Source organism: Arthrobacter sp. Y3225116 (genome assembly GCF_059091245.1).
Genome location: NZ_JBNHGL010000040.1, coordinates 1 through 20,224, shown reverse-complemented (window position 1 = coordinate 20,224; position 20,224 = coordinate 1). Strand labels below are relative to the sequence as shown.

Below are 20,224 nucleotides of genomic sequence, written 5' to 3'. Positions count from 1 at the left end.
GGGCTGGCCGAACTACGTGAAAGATCAGTCGCGGCGAAAGGGACTGATTGGATCAGCTCGGGACACGATTTTCTCGCTGAATGGTTCGATGATGCAGGAACACGTTCCTTGGCGACTCACGTCCTCTACACCGAAGGCGACTCACCGCAGGCAACAGCTGCCCGCCTGGTTTCGGACCTGTGTGCCTCAGCCAACACAACGGGGACTGCCGCCTAAATTCCGGTCACCCCTTGGCCGTCCCATGCAGCCATCCCCCAATAGGACGGTCACACCGCAGATCGGGAAAGTACCGGGACAGATTCTTGCCCTGCCTGGACCAGAGGGAAGTCTCATCCCCGTCGCGGCTGATGACCGCTCGGTAGCCGTCCCACTTGGGCTCGTACCAGGCTCCGCCGGGTAGAGCCCCGGGCCGGGGATCTTCTCCACCGCATGGGCCAGGGCGACCTCCACGGGAGGTCGCAGACCGGCCGGCAGGCTGCCATCCATGAGGCCACGATACAAGCACAGGTCCCCATTTCACTGCGACGGGGTGTCTCCTCCTTGAGGCATGAGGATCAGCCCCTCATGGGTCACGGTGGACCCGATGATCGCCCCGCTTAGGTCAAGGAAGGAGACGTCGACATTGCCCAGTGCGGTGAACTGCACGCGATCACCGGACGGGGACGGAATGTACTGCACGAAGCCTATTGAAGACGCTGTCGGCACAACTAACCGCGGCTGGTATTCGTCCCGCGGCACACGCACCGATCATCCCTGCGATGACCGTCAGCCCGGCCACCTCCGCAGGGGGTTCGGTGCCGATAACGTAGCTGAGTACGCCAATGGCCGCACCAACAGCAGCGCCGAGGACAAGCCCGGCTAGTTTCAGTGGCGCAGAGCCCCTCCTGTTGTGCCCCGGGAAGTTGTGCTTCACGGTCACCTTCTCCTAGTCCGGTGTCCGGTGAAGGACGAAGATCCCGCCGTATGCGGGCTGGTCGGATTGTTGCTTGTCGCTGTCGGTGTATTCGCTCAGCACGGCGTGGACGCGTGTGACGAGGTCTTCGGCGTCTTCCCTGGACAGGTGCAGTACAAAGCGCGAGAGGCTCGCGAGTGCGTCCGGGCCTGCTTCGATTAGTTCTTCCCGAAATGCCTCGACGGGTGCCAGGGGGCCGTCTGGGCCGGCTTCGCCCAGAGCGGTATCCAAATTCCAGGACCGCCCCGTGGATCGGTACGGCTTTTCAAGTGCGCCGCTGCTTCCGGTGCGGACCTCTGCCGGTTCGAGGAACCCGGTCGAGAGCAGTTGCCGCACGTGATAGAGCATTGTTCCCGGATCCTGCCCCAGCCGGTCGGCGAGCTGCTTGTTGGTCAGTTCGTGAAGCCCGCACAGGCGCAGGATCCTCAGGCGCAGCGGATGGGCCAACGCCTTGATCTCCCGGGCCGTCGCGGCCGGCTTCATTCCGTCCACCTCTACCCGTTCTGCGTCGGTCATGGACCCACCCTATAACCGATGTACTGCAGTCCATCGCCTTGAACTTTATCAATCGCTGTGGAAGGGTCCCCCTATGACTCCTGACGCGACGCAGGTGCAAAAGATCAACCGTGCGCCGCTGGGCGCCTCTTACTGGAAGCTGTGGACCTCCTCGGGGCTGTCCAACCTCGCCGACGGGGTCTTCAAGATCGCGCTGCCGCTGCTGGCCATCCAGCTCACCCAGTCACCTGTCCTGATCGCCGGGCTGAGCGTCGCAGCGACGCTTCCATGGCTTCTGTTCGCCCTGACTGCCGGAGCGCTGGCCGACCGGCTGGACCGGCGCAGGCTCATGCTGTGGGCCAACCTTGGCCGCGCCTTGCTGCCAGGCCTGCTGGCGGGCGCCATTCTGATGGATCTGGGAGCCCTCTGGGTCCTGTACATCGTCGCGCTGATGGTTGGTGCGGCCGAAACGCTCTATGACACCTCCGCCCAGTCGATCATGCCCCAGGTCGTGCACAGGGAGCAGCTCTCGCGCGCCAACGGCCGGCTCTACGGGGTCGAGCTCATCACCAATCAGTTCATCGGGCCACCGCTGGGCGGGCTGCTGGTGGCTCTCGGCGTCGTTGCCGGTTTCGCCGTGCCGGCCGCACTGTGGCTTGCGGCAGCCGGTGGCTTGCTCCTGGTCCGGGGAACTTTCCGCACCGAACGCGAGCACAAGACGACACTGCGTTTCGACATCGCCGAAGGGCTGCGGTTCCTGCGGAACCACAAAATCCTTCGCACACTCGCGCTGATGACCGGAGTGTTCAACTTCGCATCCAGCGCCGCCTTTGCGGTCCTGGTGCTGTTCGCCGTGGGCCCGGCTTCACAGATGGGGCTGTCCGCAACGGGCTTCGGCCTGCTCTTGACGACGTCAGCTCTGGGTGCATTCGTCGGCTCATTCATCGCCGAACGGGTGGAGGCCAAGCTCGGCAGATCGGCATCCCTGACGCTGACAATCTTAGGGGTCGCCTTGTTCGTCGGTGCGCCCGCCATCACCGACAATCCCTATGTCCTTGGACCAATCTTCTTCGTGGGAGGCATGCTGATCGTGCTGTGGAATGTCATCACCGTGTCCCTGCGCCAACGCATTACTCCCAACCGCCTGCTCGGCAGAGTCAACAGCGCCTACCGCCTGCTGGCGTGGGGCACCATGCCACTCGGTGCGACAGCCGGCGGCCTGCTGGCCCAAGGGCTCGGCTTGCAGACCATGTTCGCCATCATGGGAATGCTGACCCTGGCACTGATCGGGATGATGCCCATCCTTACAAACAAGGCGCTCACCGCAGCCGACATAGAATCGTGAATTGCCTGACCGTGTCCTGGCGCGCTGTTCTATGCGGCTGCACGGTATCGAAAAATGGGTTGCAGAACGGGCCGTGCGAAAGGGGCAGCGGCCGGTGGTCGAGGACAACAGTAAGCAGTCAGGCAAGGGCCCTGGTTAAGCTCGTACTGGCGCGTGTCGGCGCCTGTTCCACAACAAAGGTCATTGGCGGCGCTGCTGGTCCGGCGGCCCTGGGTGTTCAAAAGGGATACCCTGCCCCGATAGCCCCAGGCACTGCATCCTTGATGGCCCGGGCCAAAAGCTGCCCAGCCCTGTCCAACTTCTCCGCGGTGAGCAGCAGGTTTTAGATCCTGGCTAACGAGCTCTATCGCCGCCGCAAAACGAAGCACCCATTAGTTCCGACAACGACGGCGTCCCCCACAGCATCGAAGGCGCGATACTGACTAACGATCGGTGCCCCTGCCAGGAAGTGCAACGTCCGCAGGGTCTAACTCCGGTCTGGCCCGGAGGAAGCGTATGGCGTGCCGGAAGGATGTACCAGACATCGCGGTGTCGGCTGACACTTCAACGACAAGCGGTTCCACGAGGGTCAGGTCGGTTTCGCCGTCGTCGGCGTTGAAACGGTCCATGAGCGTGGATTTCACCCGGTGGGGCCAGGGATGATCCGGGCCTGGGCCCGGAGTTGGGATCCCAGCAGTTTTGCGGCCGAGGTTTTGAGCGGGGGCGGAGCGCCCGACGATGCGCAGTTCCCCGTCGATCCGCAGCCCGGCGACGATGGCCTCGGGCCGGGAGAGGGGACCGATGACCGCCCCGCAGATCACGTCAACGGTGTCGCGGTGTTTGATCTTCTGCCACTGACGCTGGCCTCCCTCGTACGGTTGGCCGGCGCCCTTGATGTTCCCTGTCACAAGTTGAGCGTGTTGAAACCAATGCGGGCAGGACCAGCCCCGAACGACATCTCGTGGCCCGCTCCCGCTCGCCAACAGAAGACTCAGCTTGGGACTGTGGGCCTCCGTCCCGCTTACGGAACCTTGAGCGGACACGGACTTCCACGCAGGTCAGAAAGAAGCAAACGCAAAACCAGCATGGGACGGGTCGCGCCACTGTGGGCAGGCGGAGTCTCCGCACTTCTCTTCCCAGTAAACGAGCGGAAGTCGGCGGCGTCCTGTCCCCCCAAATCTTGACAGGACGCCGCCGCTCGTTTCGCCGTGCAGCGCTATTTCGACGTAGTGCCACTCAGGGCTATAAGCGGCCCATTGAGATGGCATTCAACCAAGGCATTCTCACCTGAACTAGCGGAACGGACACACTCAGCTGCAAGGGCTAGCCGGGGGTCCCAGGAGGACTGGCACGGCAATTCACTTTAGGCGTCAGGTGGCCGCTTTGCCTGCCCTGCAGGGGAACCCTGACCGGGCCGGAAACTGGCCATCCCGCCCAGGCCTGTTGGCTCAGCCGTTAGGCTCGGAGCGTGGAGGACGAACAGTGGGCCCGGCTGCCGATGGGAGCGCGTGAATGGCTGCGGGAACAGGTCAATGGAAAGTCGATCAACTTCGCCTCCACTGCCGGGGGGTATGCCAGCGGAGTTGCAGGACTGATGACCGCTTCCGGGAACGTGTTCTTTGTTAAGGCTGTTCCGCTGGATTCGCCGTCCGCAGCGGATTACATCACTGAGGCGCGGGTGGCCAGAGCACTCGCCTCCAGTGTTCCGACGCCACGCCTCTTGCATGAAGGCTCAGCGGAGGGCTGGGTTCTCCTGGTATTCGATGTAGCCATGGGGCAAACACCTAATGAGCCATGGCCCAGGGATCACCTCTTAACGGTCATGAAGATGCTGGATGGACTCTCGCCCAGGCTCACTCCGAGTCCTGTCCGGGATCTGCCGACGGTCGCAGATCGGATGAGAGGCCGGTGTGCAACGTGGTCCCGACTCTTGGAGACAGGATCATGCGGACAGCTGTCCTCAGGGGACCTGAGCGAGTGGGAGCGGGAACATTTACCCCGCCTTGCCTATCTCGAACGGTCCTGGGAGAACCTGGTAGTGGGGGAAACGCTGCTGCACTTCGACCTACGTCACGATAACCTCAAAATCGACGACCACGGGAGGATCTGCATCCTTGATTGGGGCCGGGCATGCAAAGGCCCGGGCTGGGTCGACGTCGTCTGCCTGCTTCTGGAGTCCGACGCGGGGTCAACCGACCTGCAGGGCTTGTTCGGCCAAAGCGCACGGGCTGCGGCCGCGGATCCGCTGGCCGTTGACGCTTTCCTCACGGTCCTGGCCAGCTACTGGCGGCACGCCGCTACCCTCACGCTTGGCGTGCCCGCTGAGCTGAAACGCCGCCGCGAGTTCTCCAGCCAGAGCACCCTCCAATGGCTCCAACAGCGGTGGCACAACTAATGCCCCCAAGGATCGGATATGGGCTTCCAATCCGGCCATATGCGGAGTCAAGTTCCAACCCGCCATCCCATTTGGGGAACCCTTAGCGGGCCACCATTTTGACTTTACGCATTCCACGAACGACTGTCGTTGTTATCGAGCAGGACGCGGATCATGTGCAGGACGGCTTCGCGTTGGGGCTGGGTGAGGCGGTTAGCCCGTTCGGGCAGGATGAAGGATTCGGCTTCGCCAGGAGACACGGCTGCGGCCTTGCGGAGCTCAATCATGAGGATTTCGAAAACTGCAGAGAAGGCTTTCAGGACTGCCTCCGATGTGGTCATTGGCGGGGTGCGCAGGTACTTGGCGACCCGCGGTGTAAGAGACGGTGATACCGCGCTTTTCTGCTTCCAACGCGATGCGGCGGGAGGACCAGGTTTCGGTGTTGGAGTCCTGCAGCAGGGCGGCCAGAGTCCGCTGGCCTCCGCCGGAATCCGGCGCAACCTCCAAAACTTACGTCGTCATTTCCGACCGCCCCCTCGGATCCGAATCCCACGCAGACCACATTCTGCCTGACATCGGACAGTCCGAGGAAAAGGGGCTCTCGGCATGCGCCTCTCTGATCATAAAAGGGATGTACCCGTCACGATCGGCACCGAACGCGGCACCTAATCACGCCGCTTCGATAGTCGAAGGCGGCAAATTCTTTAATGTCATGCCCCTAGGACCGATGGACGGTTCACTGCCACTTTGAAGGCGTCGATAACTGCATAGCTGGGGCGCGTCACTTACGCCCGACTGGAACGCGTCGATACCTAAAAGAGAGAACCGCTCTGACACAGAACCCTGTGGCGTCAATATCGGGCGCCACAGGGTTCTTCCCAAATTTTGTCCAGGAACGCTTCTGTTCCGCTTCTCCCAAACGCCACCCAAGAGAAGGTGCATCACCTTGAAACTCAGAAAAGGATTGTCGCTGGTCCTGGCGGCCGGCGTCCTGTTGTCCGGCGGCGGTGTCGCCGCCACCACCCTGACGGCTGCGCCGGCCTACGCCGCTCCTGTCGCCGCCGAAGCCCCCAACGCACCGACCGATTTCAAAGCGACCGATGTCTCGTTTGACTCCGTTAGGTTGAAGTGGAAGAAACCGGCCGGGATTGTGGCCGAGGGCCACAGATACAACATCACCGTCAGGCAGGCCGGAAAATTGGTTGGCGGGATAGGCGCCGGCACTACGGATTTCCCCAATCAGATTGACTGGGAACACACGCTCACCGGCTTGACCGAAAACACCGAGTATACGGCCGAAATCCGTGTCTCGGCCTGGGGAGGCTCGGATCATGCCGTGTCTCCGTCCGCAACGGTGAGCTTCAAGACCGGCACCGAAGCCGACACCGTGCTCGTGCATCCCGTGGATGCCGTTCGCTTCGGCTCCAGCCCCCGTTATCCGTCCGGAGTCAGTGACACCCAGGCTCATTTATTCTGGCAGGAACCTTTTTACGTCGGCCAACTCCTCAACTACACCGTGACGGTGAAGAAGGGTGCGACTGTCGTCAAGACGCTCACAGCGCCGAACATAGTTGCCATTGGGAATTCGGGGTTCGGTTCCCATACTCTGAATGACCTTCAGCCCTCCACCGCTTATACCGTGGAGGTGCGTGCCAACGCAGTGTCCCCCAACGGTAAGTACAAGAAGACTTCTGCTCCTACTGCGGTCACATTCACGACGCTGAAGGACTCTTCCGTGAGCGTCGCTGACTTCCCAGTCTCAATAAGCAACGTCGCCAGCGACCGAGTCACCGTCAACTGGAAGAAACCGACTGTGCATGGCAAGCTCACCGGTTACCGGATATGGGTGGAGTCGTCCAAGAGCGAGAACTGGCACAAGGCAGCTGCAACTGCCACGTCCTTTACGGTCAAGGACCTGAAGCCGGAAACTGAGTACCTCATCACGGTGTTCGCCGACGCAGTTGCTGCTGATGGCAAGGGGACGGGCTTCACCAGTGTTCATGCGTACGCAACCACCGCAAAGGACCCCGCCAGCATCGTCAGTGTCGCCGGGCCCAGGTCCGTGAAGGCTTCCGCCACCACGGACACGATCACTGCTTCGTGGGGCAAGCCTGCCGTCACCGGCAAGCTGACCAACTACACGGTCACGCTGAAGCAGGGCTCCAAGACTGTGAAGGTCTACACCACCGCCAGCACTTCCCAGGTTTTCACCGGCTTGAAGGCCGGCACCAGCTACAGGCTGTACGTGAAGGCCAATGCTGTCTCTGCCAACGGAAAGTCCAAGAAGTCTTCCTCCTCGGTCTCCAAGGTAGTGAAGACGGTTTCGGCTTCCGTGGTGAAGGTTGCTGCGCCGGCGTCCGTCAAGACCACGGCCGGGAAGAGCAGCGTCACGGTTTCCTGGAAGAAGCCGGCCGTAACCGGCAAGGTGACCGGCTACACCGTCACTCTGAAGCAGGGTTCCAAGACGGTGAAGGTCTACACCACCACCAGCACCAAGGCGACGTTCACGAAGCTGAAGGCCAACACCAGCTACAAGGTGTACGTGAAAGCGAACGCGAAGTCCGTCAACGGGAAGGTCAAAAAGTCCTCTTCCACGGTCACTAAGACTGTGAGGACCATGAGCTCGCGCGGTGGCGGTGTCATCAACCTGTTCCCCAAAGGCTCCAACGGGGTCTGCCACCTGTCAAACGGAATGGGCGGCACAACCACGATCCCCGGACCCTGCCGCTAAGCCCTGCGGCCAATCCGAGCAACACAAAAGCCCCCGAGCGGCATCAGCTTCTCGGGGGCTTTTCCATGCCCCACTACTCACGACTGAAAGGTCGATCATGGGTGACACGAGCTCGACCGCCTCCTGGCAGCCTGACCCGGAACAAACACGCCTCACAGAAGCCGAGGTCGAGGAGCGCATGGCGTACATCGACGGCGTCAACGGCTCAGCCGGACATCATCTTGACGACCCGCACCTGCGGGACCTGCTGCGCAAGAACATCGCCGGAGAGATCACCTCCGAGCAGTACCGGGAGCTCAGCATGGAGCACCTGCGTAAGCACCGGGCGGCGCCGGATGACCTTCCTCCAAGGAGCTGCTGGGTCGAGACGGGTCAGTGCTAGAACGTCTGGACGTAGAACGTCTCCTCGCGAAGACACTGATCCGGTGTACCACCCAGTACTTTTCCAATGTCGCTACGGGATAGGTATCCGCCGCCGAAACTGATGAGACTTTCGATCTGGAGAGAATGGCCCTCCACCTCAACGGTCAGCGGGTCGCCAGCGCCGAATCGTGCCCCTGCCGGGAACAGCAGACCAAAGTCCAATCCATCGCTGGTCCTCCTCCCGATGATGCAATCGTCCTCGCCTACAACAAGTGTTCCGTTGAAAGCGGCTTCCATCACGGAGTTCGCCTGGGCGCTGCGTGGGTGCACCAGCAGCATTTCGCCGTTCGGCCCGGTGACGATATTGGCTGAGGCTCCGCTGCCGGCAGAGCTTCCGCAGCCGGCCATAAGCACTGCGAGAACCATGGCCAGGACTGCTGTGCGGTTCTTCATGACAAGCTCCTGTCGACGGCCCGTAAACGTGCGGACTTGGGAGCAGCCTAGCGTGGTACCAGCAAAGCGGGCGCAGGAATGGGGCGGCATGGTCGAAGCAGGTGGTCAGGCCGGGTTTCTATCCGTCGTCTGAGGTGTCACCGATTCGGGATCCAGCTCGGGTCTGGCCCGGAGAAAGCGCACCGCGTGGCGGAAGGATGTCCCGGTCATCGCAGTGTCGGCGGATACCTCGACGACAAGCGGTTCGACCAGCGTCAGCTCGGTGTCGCCGGCGTCGGCGTTGAAGCGATCCAGGATGGTGGACTTCACCCGGTGCGGCCAGGGATGATCCGGACCGGCTGCCTGGAGCTGGTAGCCGAGCAGCTTCGCGAACAGGTCGGCATAGCGGTCGAGTGTCATCGCTGCAGAGGCGTGCCCCATTCGGCGCTTCCGTCAGCCACCACCCGGCCGCCTCCATCCTTAATGGGCCCCCAAAAATCAACCCGGTAATCAGGGTTCGCTTCAAGGGATGACTCAACCCGCGGATCGACTGGATTTGCTTCCATTGGCTGGGGTCCTGTTCTCGAGGGTGCTCACGGAAGCGTACTGGTACTGCACCGAATGGCAAGAAAGACGTAGCTCTTGGCGTGCACACACCATAGAGCCAGCGCCCCGCCCAGCAGGACTTCCGGTGCTTCCCCGCCTGTACCTATACCTATGGGGTGCTTTCTTCGTTCCGCGGTCCATACAACCCCAATGCCCAAGAGTGTCCAAGAGCACGGATGCATTAGCGAGGCGGATCAGCCTCGCCGGCAACTCAGGCCCGTCTCACTTCAAGGGTCTGGTTTTTACCCTCGGCAATCGTATTTATCCGTGCTATCGGCTCGCAGAGGTGTATATCGGGATAGAAGAGGAGCGAAGGGTTTGAGCGCTGGATCTACTTGTTCAGCCCTTGGGCATACGATCGTTTGTTGATCAGGGCCTCCCGATCGTCAGCGCCTCGGGGGCGACGGTTCACCAACGCTTGCAACCCCCCTGCCAGGAAGTACAACGTCTGCAGGGTCTAACTCCGGTCTGGCCCGGAGGAAGCGTATGGCGTGCCGGAAGGATGTACCGGTCATCGCGGTGTCGGCTGACACTTCAACGACCATCGGTTCTACGAGTGTCAGTTCGGTTTCTCCTGCGTCGGCGTTGAACCGGTCCATGATCGCGGATTTGATCCGGTGCGGCCAGGGATGGCCAGGGCCGGCTGCCTGCAGCCGGGATCCCAGCAGTTTCGCGGCCGAGGTTTTGAGCGGGGCGGAGCGCCCGACGATGCGGAGTTCCCCGTCGATCCGCAGCCCGGCGACGATGGCCTCGGGGCGTGAGAGGGGACCGATGACTGCTCCGCAGATCACGTCAACGGTGTCGCGATGTTTGATCTTTTGCCACTGCCGCTGCCCTCCCTCGTACGGTTGGCCGGCGCCCTTGATGACGAGGCCTTCGATGCCTGTGGCGGGCAGTTCTTCGAACCAGGTCGCGGCGGTGTCCGGGTCGGCGGTGCCAGGGGACAGTTCCAGGGCGTCATCCCAGTCCTTGGAGAGTTCTTCGAGCAGTTCACGCCGGACCCGGAACGGTTCACCGCGGATGTCGTGCCCGGCCACGGCGAGCAGATCGAAGGCGACGAAGTGGGCCGGCACCCGGCGAACCAACCCGGGCAGCGACTTCACCGAGGCGCTCAAGCGCTCCTGGAGGGAGGAGAAGTCCAGCCGCTCCCCGGACCAGATCACCGCCTCGCCATCGAGCAGGCAGCCGGGCGGCAACTGCTGCCCGGCTGCCTCGACCAAATCCGGGAAGTAACGGGAAAGGCTCTTGCCCTGCCTGGACCAGAGGGAAGTCTCGTCCCCGTCGCGGCTGATGACTACGCGGTACCCATCCCATTTGGGTTCGTACCAAGCTCCTCCGGGCAGGGCGCCGGGACGCGGCATCTTTTCCACTGCGCGGGCCAGCGCCACCTTGACCGGTAGGCTCAGCCCCGAAGGCAGCCCTGCATCCATAAACCTACGATACAAGGCACATCCTGGCCTCAGTTTCCCCGAAGCACCTTGAACACCGCGGTCTAAGGGCTTGGAACGAGCTCCACCGAGTAACCTTCCGCTTTTTCATACAGCTGTCTCAGGTATCCGCTGTGCCATTCCAGCCACAATGCATCGGCTGCCCGCGTCACCTCATCGACGCGGCCTTGTCGGACGGGCTTCCCGTCCTTGCGGATCTGAACGTGCTGGCCCGTCAGATCTTTCCAATTGTCTACCGTCATGGGAGACCCTTCCTCAATCTTGTGCAGTTTTCTTGACCCATAGGTGGTCACAGGAGAGGCAAAGCAAAGGACTACTGCCGCTTGGGGGATGTCGCACTCGTTCGGGCAACATCCCCCAAGCGGCCCCGTCTGATCGAGGCTTGCGGGCCCGGCAGACAAGGGCACACAGTCAGGATCAGGGGTAGAGCCCGCGGGTCAGGTGCGCCTGTGCCACACGCTCGACGGCTGTCACCGTGGCGGCCTCGCGCAGGTTCAGGCCGCGCTTCGAGGCAATGGACAGGACGTTCTCCCACGCCGCCAACATCCGGCGTTCCAGTTTTTCTTCAACTTCGGCAGCGGTCCACCAGTAGGCTTGATTTCCCTGCACCCACTCGAAGTAGGAGACGATGACGCCGCCCGCGTTGGCGAGAATGTCCGGAACGACGAGCACTCCCTTGTCCTGCAGAATGACATCCGCCGCCGCAGTGGTGGGGCCGTTGGCGCCTTCCACGATGACCTTGGCGCGCACGTTGTTGGCGTTGCCGCCGTGCAGCACGCCTCCTACTGCTGCGGGGACCAGCAAGGTCCACCTCAAGCTCCAGCAGCTCGTCCGAAGCGATGGCGCCTGCGCCGGCGAAGCCGACGACGCTGCCAGTCTCCTTAACGTGGTCTTGCAGGGCACGGATGTTCAGACCGTCAGCATTGTGGATGGCCCCATACTGGTCGCCCACAGCCACTACGCTGACTCCGGCGCCGGCAAGGAACTCTGCGGCTCCGGCTCCCACCTTGCCGAAGCCCTGAACAGCCGCGGTGCTCTGCCGTGGATCAAGCCCGGCATGGGCAAGCGATGCCAGCGCGACGTGCACGACGCCCTTGGACGTGGCGCTCGAACGGCCGAGGGAACCGCCAACGCTGACAGGCTTGCCCGTCACGACGCCTGGGACCGTGTAGCCGACGTTGACCGAATAGGTGTCCATCATCCATGCCATGGTCTGTTCATCGGTGCCGATGTCGGGCGCCGGCACGTCCTTCTCAGGGCCAATAATCGGCAGGATTTCACTGGTGTAGCGGCGCGTCACGCGCTCCAGTTCCTGCTGCGAGTAATTGCGCGGATCGATAGTGATCCCGCCCTTGGCGCCGCCGTAAGGGACGTCCAGCAGAGCGCACTTCCACGTCATCCACATCGCCAGTGCACGCACTTCGTCTAAGGACACGTGCGGACTGTAACGCAGTCCGCCCTTGGCGGGTCCGCGGGAGAAGTTATGTTGCACGCGGTAACCGGTGAGAACCTCAACGCTGCCGTTGTCCCGGCGCAACGGGATGCTCACGGAAAGTTCCCTGCGCGGCTGGGCCAGCAGCTGGTGCAGCCCTTCGCTGTATCCCAGCGTACGGATTGCAGAAGCAAGCTGCCTGTGGGCGTTCTCCAGAGGCCCCGCGTCCTGGGCGGGAGCCGACGTGCCGTGCCCGGATTGTGCGGTTGACAGAGATAAGACAGGTGTCGTCATCGACGGAGATTCCTTCTTGGCTTAGGTCTTTCAAAGGGTGTGTATGTGACGCTACAAGGGCGCGAGGGGGACGTCAGTGTGCGACTGCACAAAGCGGCGAGACGCAACTAGCAGCTTCACCAGCGCCACCGGCCTGACAACCCCGCGGCGCGGACGCCGGGCATCTCCCACTGCTCTTCGCAGAACGGCTGGTGCACCCACTCCGCCGGTTCCTCCGTCCTACGGGACGAGCGGGCTTGCCGTCCGCACGGCGGAGACGACGTCGAGGATCGCCCGGGTGGTCGCGGCAGAATCTTCAAGATCGGCGACGAGTGACGCATGGGTGGCCCCGTCGATGACGCGGTGGAGGCTGTTGGTCGACAGCGCGGCCAGGGCTTGCTGCGACGCGGCCCACCCGGGCTCGCTCCCACGGCCTGCTGTCAGAACGGCCAGCGGTTTGCTGGTGAAGTCCCTCAATTGGGCAGCCTGCTGTACCGACGAACCCGCTTGAAGGTACTCGTCGACCGTGCTCCGCAGGTGGCTGGGTGTGTCCACTCCGAGCACTCTGCCGAGGCCGAGTCGGGCTGCGGCGGCGGCCAGTGCGGAGACACGGTTCATCAAGTCGTTCGAGTCGGCACGAGCAGGCTGCGCTGCATCCGGGGCTGGTTCCGCAGCCGGTGCGGTCGAGTCCACCAGCACCAGTCCGGCTACGTCCCCGGGGTAGCGGGCGGCGTAGGTCAGCGAGTAGAGGCCCCCGAATGAATGTCCGGCCAGCACGTATGGTCCAGGCTCCTTGCCGCGTTGCAGCAACGTGTGGAGATCGGTCGCGATCCGGGCGGCGTCCTGCGCAGTCTTTGCCGAATCGCTCCATCCCCGTCCTGCCCGGTCGTACACGCACACCCGGGTGTCACGGGCAACAACCGGCGCGATCAAAGCGAGGTCGGACGACATATTGCCTGCGCCGGGTTCAATCACGACGGTAGGACTGCCCGTTCCGGTGCAGGTCAGGTACAGGCGGTGTCCGCCGACGTCGATCAATTGGCCCCGCGCCGGATGAGCACCCGTGTCCACCGCTCCGCGCACCGTTTCGTAGCCACTACCGAGTGATGCCAGAACCAGCATCGTCATCACCGGGTAGAGCAGCACGCGGCCGCTCCGGCTATGAAGCTGTCCACGAACCCTGAAGGCCATCCAAACCACTAACACCAGCAGGGCTGGCGGCCAGATCCAGGCGAGCGCCTCCTGCATAGGGGAACCGAACGCGGCCAACAGGACACCGCCCAGGCCCATGAAAAGCGCTGGAGCGGCGGCCCATTTCTGGGGTTGATCGGTGAACCGCACCGTCAGCACAGCCAGCGTCGCCCATCCCGCGGAAAGCCCCAACAGGATGGCGCCGGTCACGCCGCTTTCAGTGGCCGGAATGACCGGGGTCCCGGCCAGGAGTAATGCAAGCAGGGCACCGGATAGCAAGGAGCCGGCCACGATCCAACCGATGTGTCCGTACAGCCAAGGGTCACGGCCGGTCGGACGGGTCTGACCCTTCGAGGTGGTGCTGATGGGAGTGGCAGCCGTAGTGTTCTGCGCCGCCGGAGAGATTGTCATGTGCACATGCTGTCATTCACCGGCAGCGGAAATAAGCGGCAAAAATGCCCCGTATGGAAAGGATTCTGCCCGCCCGGTTCCTGCGTGAGTACAGTGGCCCTATGCACCGTGTCGTCGCGCTGGCACTACCGGATGTGGTCGCGTTCGACCTTGCCATTCCGGCGCAGGTTTTCGGCCACGAGGATGAACGCGGACGGTACTCCTTCCGCGTCTGCGCAGCGCAGCCTGGTCTGGTGCCGACCACTTCCGGGTATTCCATCCAGGCCCTTGATGGCCTGGACGCCCTTCTGTCCGCGGATACAGTCGTGGTGCCCGGCTACGCCCCGCTCGACGATCCGCCAGCCCTGATAGGCGAGGCCCTGCGCCAGGCAGCGGCCAACGGTGCCCGCATGGTGTCGGTGTGCACCGGCGCCTTCGCCCTAGCTGCTGCAGGTCTCCTGGACGGCAAGCGGGCAACCACGCACTGGAGAAACGCCGACCGCCTGCAAACCCTGTACCCGAGCGTCGCCGTCGATGCAGACGTCCTGTACATAGACCAAGGCAGCGTCAGCACCAGCGCGGGGGTCGCGGCAGGCATAGACCTCTGTCTGCATCTGGTCCGCAAGGACTACGGAACCGAGGCGGCTAACAGCATTGCACGACGGATGGTAGTGGCCCCGCATCGGGAAGGGGGCCAAGTCCAGTTCATGGAACGTACCGTCGCCCCACCTTTGGCCCTCTTCGCCGACACCTGCGCCTGGGTCAGGCAGAATCTGGCCCAACCGCTCACAGTCGAGGACATCGCCGCCCATGCCGGGTGGGCGCCCAGGAGCTTCACACGGAAATTCACGGCCGAAGCAGGCATGACACCCCTGAAGTGGCTGAACGATCAACGCATAGCCGAAGCCTGCAGGCTCCTGGAAACCACCAACCTGACGGTGCAAGCGATTGCCTCCCGGACCGGCCTGGGAACGACAGCAAATTTCCGGCTTCACTTCACCCGGAAACTCAACACCACACCCTCAAGCTACCGCCGCCTCTACCAAGGCAGGAACCGGCAGGCCGCACCAGCCTAAATTTACTGAGGCAGGCCGGCCCTTGCGCGCTGCGGTTTCCCTGCTAGCTAAGGAGGGCGTTCTTTTGCCGGGACTTCGTTCTTGAGCTCTGTCCGCAGTTTGTGCAGGTGATGACCAAGCCCTTGGATGTCGTGAAGACGGGGATGAAGAACACCGTGAGTTTAGTGGCGCGTTCCTGCAGTTGATGGTGGACGAATCGACCGCAGTACCGGCACGTCCCCATCTGTCCGGGCAAATCGCGAAGGGCGGTCTTGAGACCGAAAAGAAGAAACATGGTGTCTGCCTTTCTAGGTTGTTCCCGGTCAGCCCCGGGTGCGGGCACCGCGAGGTGGTTCTCCGTTCTCCTGGCAGAGATCGAGCCGCCCTTTCCCAAGATAGTAAGCATACTTGCTGATTTCCTGCTTTCGCAGGGCGAAAGGGATTCGAGGGCCTAAGGTCCCGGTCGTCAGCCGCTGCAACTATCGAATTCGTCGCCATCAGCCTTAGTACCCGACCCCGTGGCCGGCATGCTTGTGGGGGTTCGCGGCGGTCACAACACAAACGCCCCGCACTTTCTGAAGAGCGGGGCGTCGGTTTTGGGCGTGTGTTAGAGCGGGCGAATGTTCTCGGCCTGCAGTCCCTTTTGGCCCTGAACGACGTCGAACTCGACTTTCTGGTTTTCTTCCAAAGAGCGGTAACCGCTGGAAGCGATGGCCGAGAAGTGTGCGAACACGTCCGGTCCGCCGTCGTCCTGACTGATGAAGCCAAATCCCTTTTCGGCATTGAACCATTTGACGGTGCCTGTTGCCATGCTGATCTATTCCTTCTGGAACGGCAGCGCCGACTCCCCCAATGGGAGCCTGCCCGCGACCGTCCACCTTCAACCTAGGCGAGCGCCGGAGGTGCAGCAAGAGCCGACGCCCGGACCGCAAGAAAGAAGCCGTGGGAGATTCCCCGAACTTTGAGGTGAGCCTCCTGCCCCGGCCTGACCAGGACCGCCCGACCTGAACCGCCTTGCACACTCCGCTGGCAGGGCGAGGCGACGACGAGGCGACCGATCCGATCCATGGCCTGCAAGCCGGTAAAGCCCCGTCAGTACACGCCTCCGTCCACTACCAGTGCTTGTCCGGTCATATAGGTGGAGCCGTCCGAGGCGAGGTACACCACGATGGGCGCGATTTCCTCCGGTGTTCCCTGACGGCCCATGGGTACGATCTGCTTGACGACGCGTTCCTGCTCCTCGGCACCTCCCATGAACTCGATTGCGGGCCGGTTGAACGGTGTGTCGATCCATCCAGGGCATACGCTGTTCACTCTGATGCGGTAAGGCGCGAGCTCCGGAGCCAGTGCCTTGGTAAAAGCCACTATGGCGCCTTTGGACGCGGAGTAGGCAGTCAAGCCAGCACCTCCCTTTACTGCAGCCAGCGATGCCATGTTGATGATCGACCCGCCTCCCTGTTCGCGAAGAACAGGTACGGCATGCTTGACTCCGAAGAAGCAGGAGCGGGGGTTAACCGCCATGAGCAGGTCCCACTGATCCTGCTCGAAACCGGTGATGGCCCCCGAGCGCTGGGCCCCCGCATTGTTGAACAAAACGTCGAGACCACCCAGCGTCTCTGCGCCTTGCCTTACGAGCGCCTCTACGTCGCTCTCCTTGGTTACGTCGGTGCGGACGAACTCTGCTGTGCCGCCCTGACTGCGGATTTCCTCGACCACGCGCCAGCCGTTGTCCTCGTTGATGTCGGCCACAACCACGGCCGCACCTTCTTGAGCAAAAGCCCTGGCGGTGACCGCCCCGATTCCCGTTGCTGCCCCCGTGATGATCGCCTTTTTCCCCTGGAGCTGCATGTCTGCCTCCTACGAGGTGAGAGCCGCGAGCGCGGCGGCTGCAACCTCGTCGTCCTGGTCGACGGTTCCCCCGGCTACTCCGACGCCGCCTACGATGTCCCCCGCGATCTCCAAAGGCCGTCCTCCGCCGAAGGTAACGAGTGGGCGCTGGTGTGTGTACTCGAGCCCGTAGAGGGGTTGGCCTGGTTGGGTCAAGGGTCCGATGTCCTTCGTTGCCATCTTCATCGAACACGCTGTGTAGGCCTTCCCCACCGAAATCTCGGTGCTGGCCAGGAGCGCCCCGTCCTGCCGCGCAAACGCAACCAGTTCACGCCCGGAATCAACGATGGCCACGCTGGAGGGGGAGCCGATCTCCGTGGCCTTGTTAAGCGCCGCTTCCAGCGCCTGCCGTGCTTGCTCGTAACTCATTCCCATCGGTTTCTCCTTGTCATCGATTGAAATCACTATGGGCCACAGCCCGGAGACGAAAGGGCGACGCCTTACTCCTGCGGCAGTCCCGGACGCACATGGGTGCGCTCACGGGAGACCAGGGCCCGGTCACGGTCCTTAAACCGCCCCACCGTCTCGCGGGTGAACAGCGCAATGATGATTGCCGAGATGACAGCAACTGCCACCAGGAAGTAAAGGCCGTAGAAATATCCGGTTTCACTTTCGAACCCGCCTCCGAGTCCAATCAGCCATCCAAGGACGAGGGGGGAAACGCCTCCAACATAAAGGAAGAACAGAAGAATCGAGTTCGCCGTCCCCATGGCGCCCGGCTCTGCCGAGTCCGAGCCGAAGGCGTAGAGGACGGGGAAGATGGCGTTGGTCGCAAGACCTGCGATGAGCTGCACCACGATCAAGACGGTCAGGCTCACCGCCGAAAACCGCAGAAGATATAGCCCAATCGCCAGCCACACAAAGGCAATGATGAGGCTCAGCTTTCGGCCGATGTAATCAGAGACCACACCCCAGAAGATCTGCCCGATGCCGCCGGTGATCGTGAACACGGCACTGTACGCGGCGGCTTCCGCGAAACTAAAGCCGCCCACGAAGGCAATGTACTGCGGCAGCCAAAAGCTGATCCCGGTATAGATCATGATCCCGAACATCGATGCCAGCGCCGGAACCAAGATGTTCGGATTGGCCAGGCTGCGGCGCAGCGCACCCGGTTCGGCGTGACGCTGCTCGGCGCCGGCCCCACCCGCGAGGGGCTTGGTCAGCCCCGCTGCCTGGGTGTCGTCTTCGAACTTTTGGTAGCGCTTCGGGGAGCTATACCACCACCAACCGATCCAAATGGGGATCATCGCCAGCGGAATAATGAGGAAGACGTACCGCCAGTTCTCCGGACCGAAGGTGGCCAGAATTGCGCCGGTGGCAATGGCGCCCAGCCCGGTGCCCCAGGGGTACGCCGCATGCTGTATCCCGAGCGCCAAGCCCCGTTTTTCCACGGGGTACCACTCGACCATCGACGTGACCTCGACCGCTTCGCCAGCGCCGCCGAAGGCGTTCTTGATCGACTGGATGACGACAACGTGCCAGATCGTCTTCGTGAGGGCGACGAAGCCCGTGAGAATGGAGAACAGGAAGTATCCAGCAGCGACGATCGCGTTGCGGTACTTGCGGGCCCAGCCATGCCCGCCCCGATCAAACCAGGCGCCGGCGGGAATGGCCACCAATGCCACAGCGACCGTCACGATCGTACTGACGACGCCGGCCTCCTCCGGCGTTAGGTCGAACTCTTCAACCATCGGGGGCAGGACGTAGTAAAAGATTTGGCGCGTATTCGCGTTCATCGCATATACGAGCCACAGGAAAATCAGCGCTCCAACTGCGGTTGCCGGAACGCGGCCCCGGTTCCTGGGACCTTCCTGCGCCGGCCCGGTGGCCGACTGGTCCTTGTCTGCCATTTCGCCTTCTCCTCTCCAATCAGGCTGTCACCGTGGTGGTATTGATGTTGTTCATGCCGGAACCAGAGCCAACGGGCGGACCGGTGATCCTGTCACGCCGACCATCTTGAGCGGAAGGCACATGAAGATGAATTCATGATTGCCGGAGGCAGCAAGCTCCTCGAGCTGCAGATTCTCGATGATGTAAATCCCGTTGCGGACGATGAGCACAACGTGCCCCGGCAGGCTCCCGCGCCGGGGGTCCGGCTGCACGGCGTCCCAGGCAACGTTGTCAGCTCCTACAGCTTGCACCCGACGATCCGCGAGCCACTCTGAGGCTTCGGCGGAAAGGCCGGCGCTTTGGAGATATTCATCCGGTTCGTTCCAAAGAGACCCGCTGCCGGTGCGGACGAGGACGACGTCGCTCGCCCCCACCCAAACATCCTGCTCTGAGGCGGCCGTCTCCAGCTCATCCGCTCCCACGACCGTGCCTGCCGGAAGCCGAGCCACTCCGCGATGCCGGGGGATGTCGACCAGCACCCCGCGGGCGATCATCGGAGCTATCGTCTCCACACCAAGTTCCGTGAAACCGGTCGAGGTCTGCGTCGCGGCGTCAGCCGGCTGGCCCCCGAACATCCGCAGGTCCACCGCCTGGTGGCAGAGCGCATCGATATGTGTACCCGCGTGCTCCGCGGTAATAATCAATCCGGAGGCGCTGGTCCTGGCTTCCCCCAGCCCGGTTTCATGCCGTCGGTGGAGTGTGTAAATAAATCCGGGACGGTGCGCTCCAAAAATTGGCGCACCGGCATAACGGGGCTGTTCAAGGTCGTAAACCGTGGCCTGGTTGAGCGTCGCCAGCAGCGAAGCCACCGAGGAAACAGTCATTTCATCGCCCGCCCTGTGCCAGGTCCCGAGCTACGCAACCGCGCCCGAAAATCGTTCACCAGCAGACAGGACATGGGAGCCACCCATCATGTCTTCTCCGATAACTCGTCAGCAAGAAGCCGGCCCCCCTGACCCCAACTCCCCGGATCGATCTCATCCAGGAGGACCACTACTCTTTCCCTCTTTGAGCCCAGAACATCTACCACGACGTCGGTAATGGACTCGATGAGCCTGCGCTTGTCTTCTGCGGACCGGCCCGCCCGCATATGGACCTGTACGACCGGCATCTCTCCAACCTTTCAGCGATGAGGAACTTCAGCGCCCGCTTTCACCCCGATCTCCGCCCGAAGATGATCAGCCGCCATGTAGGCCAGCGCATAGATCGTCAACGTGGGGTTATAGGCGCCGTAAGTGGGAAACTGTCCTCCACCGAGAACGAAGAGGTTGGGCACGGAGTGGCATTGGCCGTAACGGTCCACAACCGAGGTGCCCGGATCGTCGCCCATCCGGTGGGTACCTACCTCGTGGGTGGACACATGGTAAGGCGGCGCGGTCGG

24 protein-coding genes and 1 pseudogene are annotated in these 20,224 nt (G+C 62.5%); 6 read left to right on the top strand and 19 right to left on the bottom strand.

Features of this window, described 5'->3' with window-relative positions:
• On the top strand, positions 1–216 hold a 216-nt coding region (locus AC5RV2_RS06445), incomplete at its 5' end, for a hypothetical protein (protein ID WP_494091678.1).
• Positions 217–223: 7 nt separating this feature from the next.
• Here AC5RV2_RS06445 and AC5RV2_RS06440 read toward each other — a convergent pair.
• The 3 genes from AC5RV2_RS06440 to AC5RV2_RS06430 all read right to left on the bottom strand — a co-directional run bounded on the left by AC5RV2_RS06440 (position 224) and on the right by AC5RV2_RS06430 (position 1,468).
• Positions 224–505, bottom strand: a complete 282-nt coding sequence (locus AC5RV2_RS06440; protein WP_494091677.1) for an ATP-dependent DNA ligase — start codon at positions 503–505, stop codon at positions 224–226.
• An 11-nt stretch (positions 506–516) separates the two neighbouring features.
• Positions 517–678, bottom strand: a complete 162-nt coding sequence (locus AC5RV2_RS06435) for a hypothetical protein (protein ID WP_494091676.1) — start codon at positions 676–678, stop codon at positions 517–519.
• A 247-nt stretch (positions 679–925) separates the two neighbouring features.
• Complete coding sequence (locus tag AC5RV2_RS06430; protein WP_494091675.1) at positions 926–1,468, bottom strand: ArsR/SmtB family transcription factor; 543 nt, start codon at positions 1,466–1,468, stop codon at positions 926–928.
• Between the two features lie 73 nt (positions 1,469–1,541).
• On the opposite strand from AC5RV2_RS06430, the gene AC5RV2_RS06425 reads away from it, so the two are divergent.
• Complete coding sequence (locus AC5RV2_RS06425) at positions 1,542–2,792, top strand: MFS transporter (RefSeq protein WP_494091674.1); 1,251 nt, start codon at positions 1,542–1,544, stop codon at positions 2,790–2,792.
• Positions 2,793–3,214: 422 nt separating this feature from the next.
• Here the strand turns inward: AC5RV2_RS06425 and AC5RV2_RS06420 are convergent, their stop codons facing one another.
• A complete protein-coding gene (locus AC5RV2_RS06420; protein ID WP_494091673.1) occupies positions 3,215–3,679 on the bottom strand; it encodes a hypothetical protein in 465 nt (154 codons plus the stop codon).
• A 590-nt stretch (positions 3,680–4,269) separates the two neighbouring features.
• Between AC5RV2_RS06420 and AC5RV2_RS06415 the strand changes: the two genes are divergently transcribed.
• The gene (locus AC5RV2_RS06415) at positions 4,270–5,166 is read left to right on the top strand and encodes a phosphotransferase family protein (protein WP_494091680.1); all 897 of its coding nucleotides are present in this window, start codon (positions 4,270–4,272) and stop codon (positions 5,164–5,166) included.
• A gap of 104 nt (positions 5,167–5,270) precedes the next feature.
• Here the strand turns inward: AC5RV2_RS06415 and AC5RV2_RS06410 are convergent, their stop codons facing one another.
• A complete protein-coding gene (locus AC5RV2_RS06410) occupies positions 5,271–5,486 on the bottom strand; it encodes a hypothetical protein (protein WP_494091672.1) in 216 nt (71 codons plus the stop codon).
• 623 nt (positions 5,487–6,109) lie between these two features.
• Here AC5RV2_RS06410 and AC5RV2_RS06405 point away from each other — a divergent pair.
• On the top strand, positions 6,110–7,876 hold the full coding sequence (locus AC5RV2_RS06405; protein WP_494091671.1) for a fibronectin type III domain-containing protein: 1,767 nt from the start codon (positions 6,110–6,112) through the stop codon (positions 7,874–7,876).
• A gap of 97 nt (positions 7,877–7,973) precedes the next feature.
• Positions 7,974–8,258 carry an antitoxin VbhA family protein gene (locus AC5RV2_RS06400; RefSeq protein ID WP_494091670.1) on the top strand — a complete coding sequence of 95 codons (285 nt, stop codon included), beginning with the start codon at positions 7,974–7,976 and terminating at the stop codon, positions 8,256–8,258.
• Here AC5RV2_RS06400 and AC5RV2_RS06395 read toward each other — a convergent pair.
• The 6 genes and pseudogenes from AC5RV2_RS06395 to AC5RV2_RS06370 all read right to left on the bottom strand — a co-directional run bounded on the left by AC5RV2_RS06395 (position 8,255) and on the right by AC5RV2_RS06370 (position 14,032).
• Positions 8,255–8,692 carry a hypothetical protein gene (locus tag AC5RV2_RS06395; protein ID WP_494091669.1) on the bottom strand — a complete coding sequence of 146 codons (438 nt, stop codon included), beginning with the start codon at positions 8,690–8,692 and terminating at the stop codon, positions 8,255–8,257. The genes AC5RV2_RS06400 and AC5RV2_RS06395 overlap by 4 nt on opposite strands.
• Before the next feature lie 105 nt (positions 8,693–8,797).
• The gene (locus tag AC5RV2_RS06390; protein ID WP_494091668.1) at positions 8,798–9,112 is read right to left on the bottom strand and encodes a hypothetical protein; all 315 of its coding nucleotides are present in this window, start codon (positions 9,110–9,112) and stop codon (positions 8,798–8,800) included.
• Positions 9,113–9,663: 551 nt separating this feature from the next.
• Positions 9,664–10,707, bottom strand: coding sequence for an ATP-dependent DNA ligase (locus AC5RV2_RS06385; protein WP_494091667.1), 1,044 nt, complete (start codon positions 10,705–10,707; stop codon positions 9,664–9,666).
• A 62-nt stretch (positions 10,708–10,769) separates the two neighbouring features.
• On the bottom strand, positions 10,770–10,967 hold the full coding sequence (locus tag AC5RV2_RS06380) for a hypothetical protein (RefSeq protein WP_494091666.1): 198 nt from the start codon (positions 10,965–10,967) through the stop codon (positions 10,770–10,772).
• A gap of 175 nt (positions 10,968–11,142) precedes the next feature.
• Positions 11,143–12,451, bottom strand: a pseudogene (locus AC5RV2_RS06375) (Glu/Leu/Phe/Val family dehydrogenase).
• Between the two features lie 219 nt (positions 12,452–12,670).
• The gene (locus tag AC5RV2_RS06370) at positions 12,671–14,032 is read right to left on the bottom strand and encodes an alpha/beta fold hydrolase (protein ID WP_494091665.1); all 1,362 of its coding nucleotides are present in this window, start codon (positions 14,030–14,032) and stop codon (positions 12,671–12,673) included.
• Positions 14,033–14,133: 101 nt separating this feature from the next.
• Between AC5RV2_RS06370 and AC5RV2_RS06365 the strand changes: the two genes are divergently transcribed.
• On the top strand, positions 14,134–15,087 hold the full coding sequence (locus AC5RV2_RS06365) for a GlxA family transcriptional regulator (RefSeq protein WP_494091664.1): 954 nt from the start codon (positions 14,134–14,136) through the stop codon (positions 15,085–15,087).
• A 43-nt stretch (positions 15,088–15,130) separates the two neighbouring features.
• Here AC5RV2_RS06365 and AC5RV2_RS06360 read toward each other — a convergent pair whose 3' ends face one another.
• From AC5RV2_RS06360 to AC5RV2_RS06325, 8 genes are all read right to left on the bottom strand, one after another.
• Positions 15,131–15,310 (bottom strand): zinc-ribbon domain-containing protein, encoded by a 180-nt coding sequence (locus AC5RV2_RS06360; protein ID WP_494091679.1) that lies wholly within the window; start codon positions 15,308–15,310, stop codon positions 15,131–15,133.
• A gap of 363 nt (positions 15,311–15,673) precedes the next feature.
• A complete protein-coding gene (locus AC5RV2_RS06355) occupies positions 15,674–15,877 on the bottom strand; it encodes a cold-shock protein (RefSeq protein WP_494091663.1) in 204 nt (67 codons plus the stop codon).
• 281 nt (positions 15,878–16,158) lie between these two features.
• Positions 16,159–16,914, bottom strand: coding sequence for an SDR family NAD(P)-dependent oxidoreductase (locus tag AC5RV2_RS06350; protein ID WP_494091662.1), 756 nt, complete (start codon positions 16,912–16,914; stop codon positions 16,159–16,161).
• A 9-nt stretch (positions 16,915–16,923) separates the two neighbouring features.
• Positions 16,924–17,328 (bottom strand): GlcG/HbpS family heme-binding protein, encoded by a 405-nt coding sequence (locus AC5RV2_RS06345; protein WP_494091661.1) that lies wholly within the window; start codon positions 17,326–17,328, stop codon positions 16,924–16,926.
• Positions 17,329–17,393: 65 nt separating this feature from the next.
• Complete coding sequence (locus tag AC5RV2_RS06340) at positions 17,394–18,803, bottom strand: MFS transporter (protein WP_494091660.1); 1,410 nt, start codon at positions 18,801–18,803, stop codon at positions 17,394–17,396.
• 51 nt (positions 18,804–18,854) lie between these two features.
• Positions 18,855–19,652 carry a cyclase family protein gene (locus AC5RV2_RS06335; RefSeq protein ID WP_494091659.1) on the bottom strand — a complete coding sequence of 266 codons (798 nt, stop codon included), beginning with the start codon at positions 19,650–19,652 and terminating at the stop codon, positions 18,855–18,857.
• A gap of 101 nt (positions 19,653–19,753) precedes the next feature.
• Positions 19,754–19,954 carry a tautomerase family protein gene (locus tag AC5RV2_RS06330; protein ID WP_494013062.1) on the bottom strand — a complete coding sequence of 67 codons (201 nt, stop codon included), beginning with the start codon at positions 19,952–19,954 and terminating at the stop codon, positions 19,754–19,756.
• 12 nt (positions 19,955–19,966) lie between these two features.
• Positions 19,967–20,224: GMC oxidoreductase (locus tag AC5RV2_RS06325; RefSeq protein WP_494091658.1), on the bottom strand; the 258-nt coding region annotated here is incomplete at its 5' end.

What these genes read in the sequence shown, in the direction of transcription:
- AC5RV2_RS06365 (WP_494091664.1), top strand. Translation starts at nt 14,134, where the DNA reads ATGCACCGTGTCGTCGCGCTGGCACTACCGGATGTGGTCGCGTTCGAC.
- AC5RV2_RS06350 (WP_494091662.1), bottom strand. Translation starts at nt 16,914, where the DNA reads ATGCAGCTCCAGGGGAAAAAGGCGATCATCACGGGGGCAGCAACGGGA.
- AC5RV2_RS06340 (WP_494091660.1), bottom strand. Translation starts at nt 18,803, where the DNA reads ATGGCAGACAAGGACCAGTCGGCCACCGGGCCGGCGCAGGAAGGTCCC.
- AC5RV2_RS06425 (WP_494091674.1), top strand. Translation starts at nt 1,542, where the DNA reads ATGACTCCTGACGCGACGCAGGTGCAAAAGATCAACCGTGCGCCGCTG.
- AC5RV2_RS06430 (WP_494091675.1), bottom strand. Translation starts at nt 1,468, where the DNA reads ATGACCGACGCAGAACGGGTAGAGGTGGACGGAATGAAGCCGGCCGCG.
- AC5RV2_RS06355 (WP_494091663.1), bottom strand. Translation starts at nt 15,877, where the DNA reads ATGGCAACAGGCACCGTCAAATGGTTCAATGCCGAAAAGGGATTTGGC.
- AC5RV2_RS06330 (WP_494013062.1), bottom strand. Translation starts at nt 19,954, where the DNA reads ATGCCGGTCGTACAGGTCCATATGCGGGCGGGCCGGTCCGCAGAAGAC.
- AC5RV2_RS06360 (WP_494091679.1), bottom strand. Translation starts at nt 15,310, where the DNA reads ATGGGGACGTGCCGGTACTGCGGTCGATTCGTCCACCATCAACTGCAG.
- AC5RV2_RS06345 (WP_494091661.1), bottom strand. Translation starts at nt 17,328, where the DNA reads ATGGGAATGAGTTACGAGCAAGCACGGCAGGCGCTGGAAGCGGCGCTT.
- AC5RV2_RS06395 (WP_494091669.1), bottom strand. Translation starts at nt 8,692, where the DNA reads ATGAAGAACCGCACAGCAGTCCTGGCCATGGTTCTCGCAGTGCTTATG.
- AC5RV2_RS06370 (WP_494091665.1), bottom strand. Translation starts at nt 14,032, where the DNA reads ATGACAATCTCTCCGGCGGCGCAGAACACTACGGCTGCCACTCCCATC.
- AC5RV2_RS06385 (WP_494091667.1), bottom strand. Translation starts at nt 10,707, where the DNA reads ATGGATGCAGGGCTGCCTTCGGGGCTGAGCCTACCGGTCAAGGTGGCG.
- AC5RV2_RS06400 (WP_494091670.1), top strand. Translation starts at nt 7,974, where the DNA reads ATGGGTGACACGAGCTCGACCGCCTCCTGGCAGCCTGACCCGGAACAA.
- AC5RV2_RS06415 (WP_494091680.1), top strand. Translation starts at nt 4,270, where the DNA reads ATGGGAGCGCGTGAATGGCTGCGGGAACAGGTCAATGGAAAGTCGATC.
- AC5RV2_RS06390 (WP_494091668.1), bottom strand. Translation starts at nt 9,112, where the DNA reads ATGGGGCACGCCTCTGCAGCGATGACACTCGACCGCTATGCCGACCTG.
- AC5RV2_RS06410 (WP_494091672.1), bottom strand. Translation starts at nt 5,486, where the DNA reads ATGACCACATCGGAGGCAGTCCTGAAAGCCTTCTCTGCAGTTTTCGAA.
- AC5RV2_RS06380 (WP_494091666.1), bottom strand. Translation starts at nt 10,967, where the DNA reads ATGACGGTAGACAATTGGAAAGATCTGACGGGCCAGCACGTTCAGATC.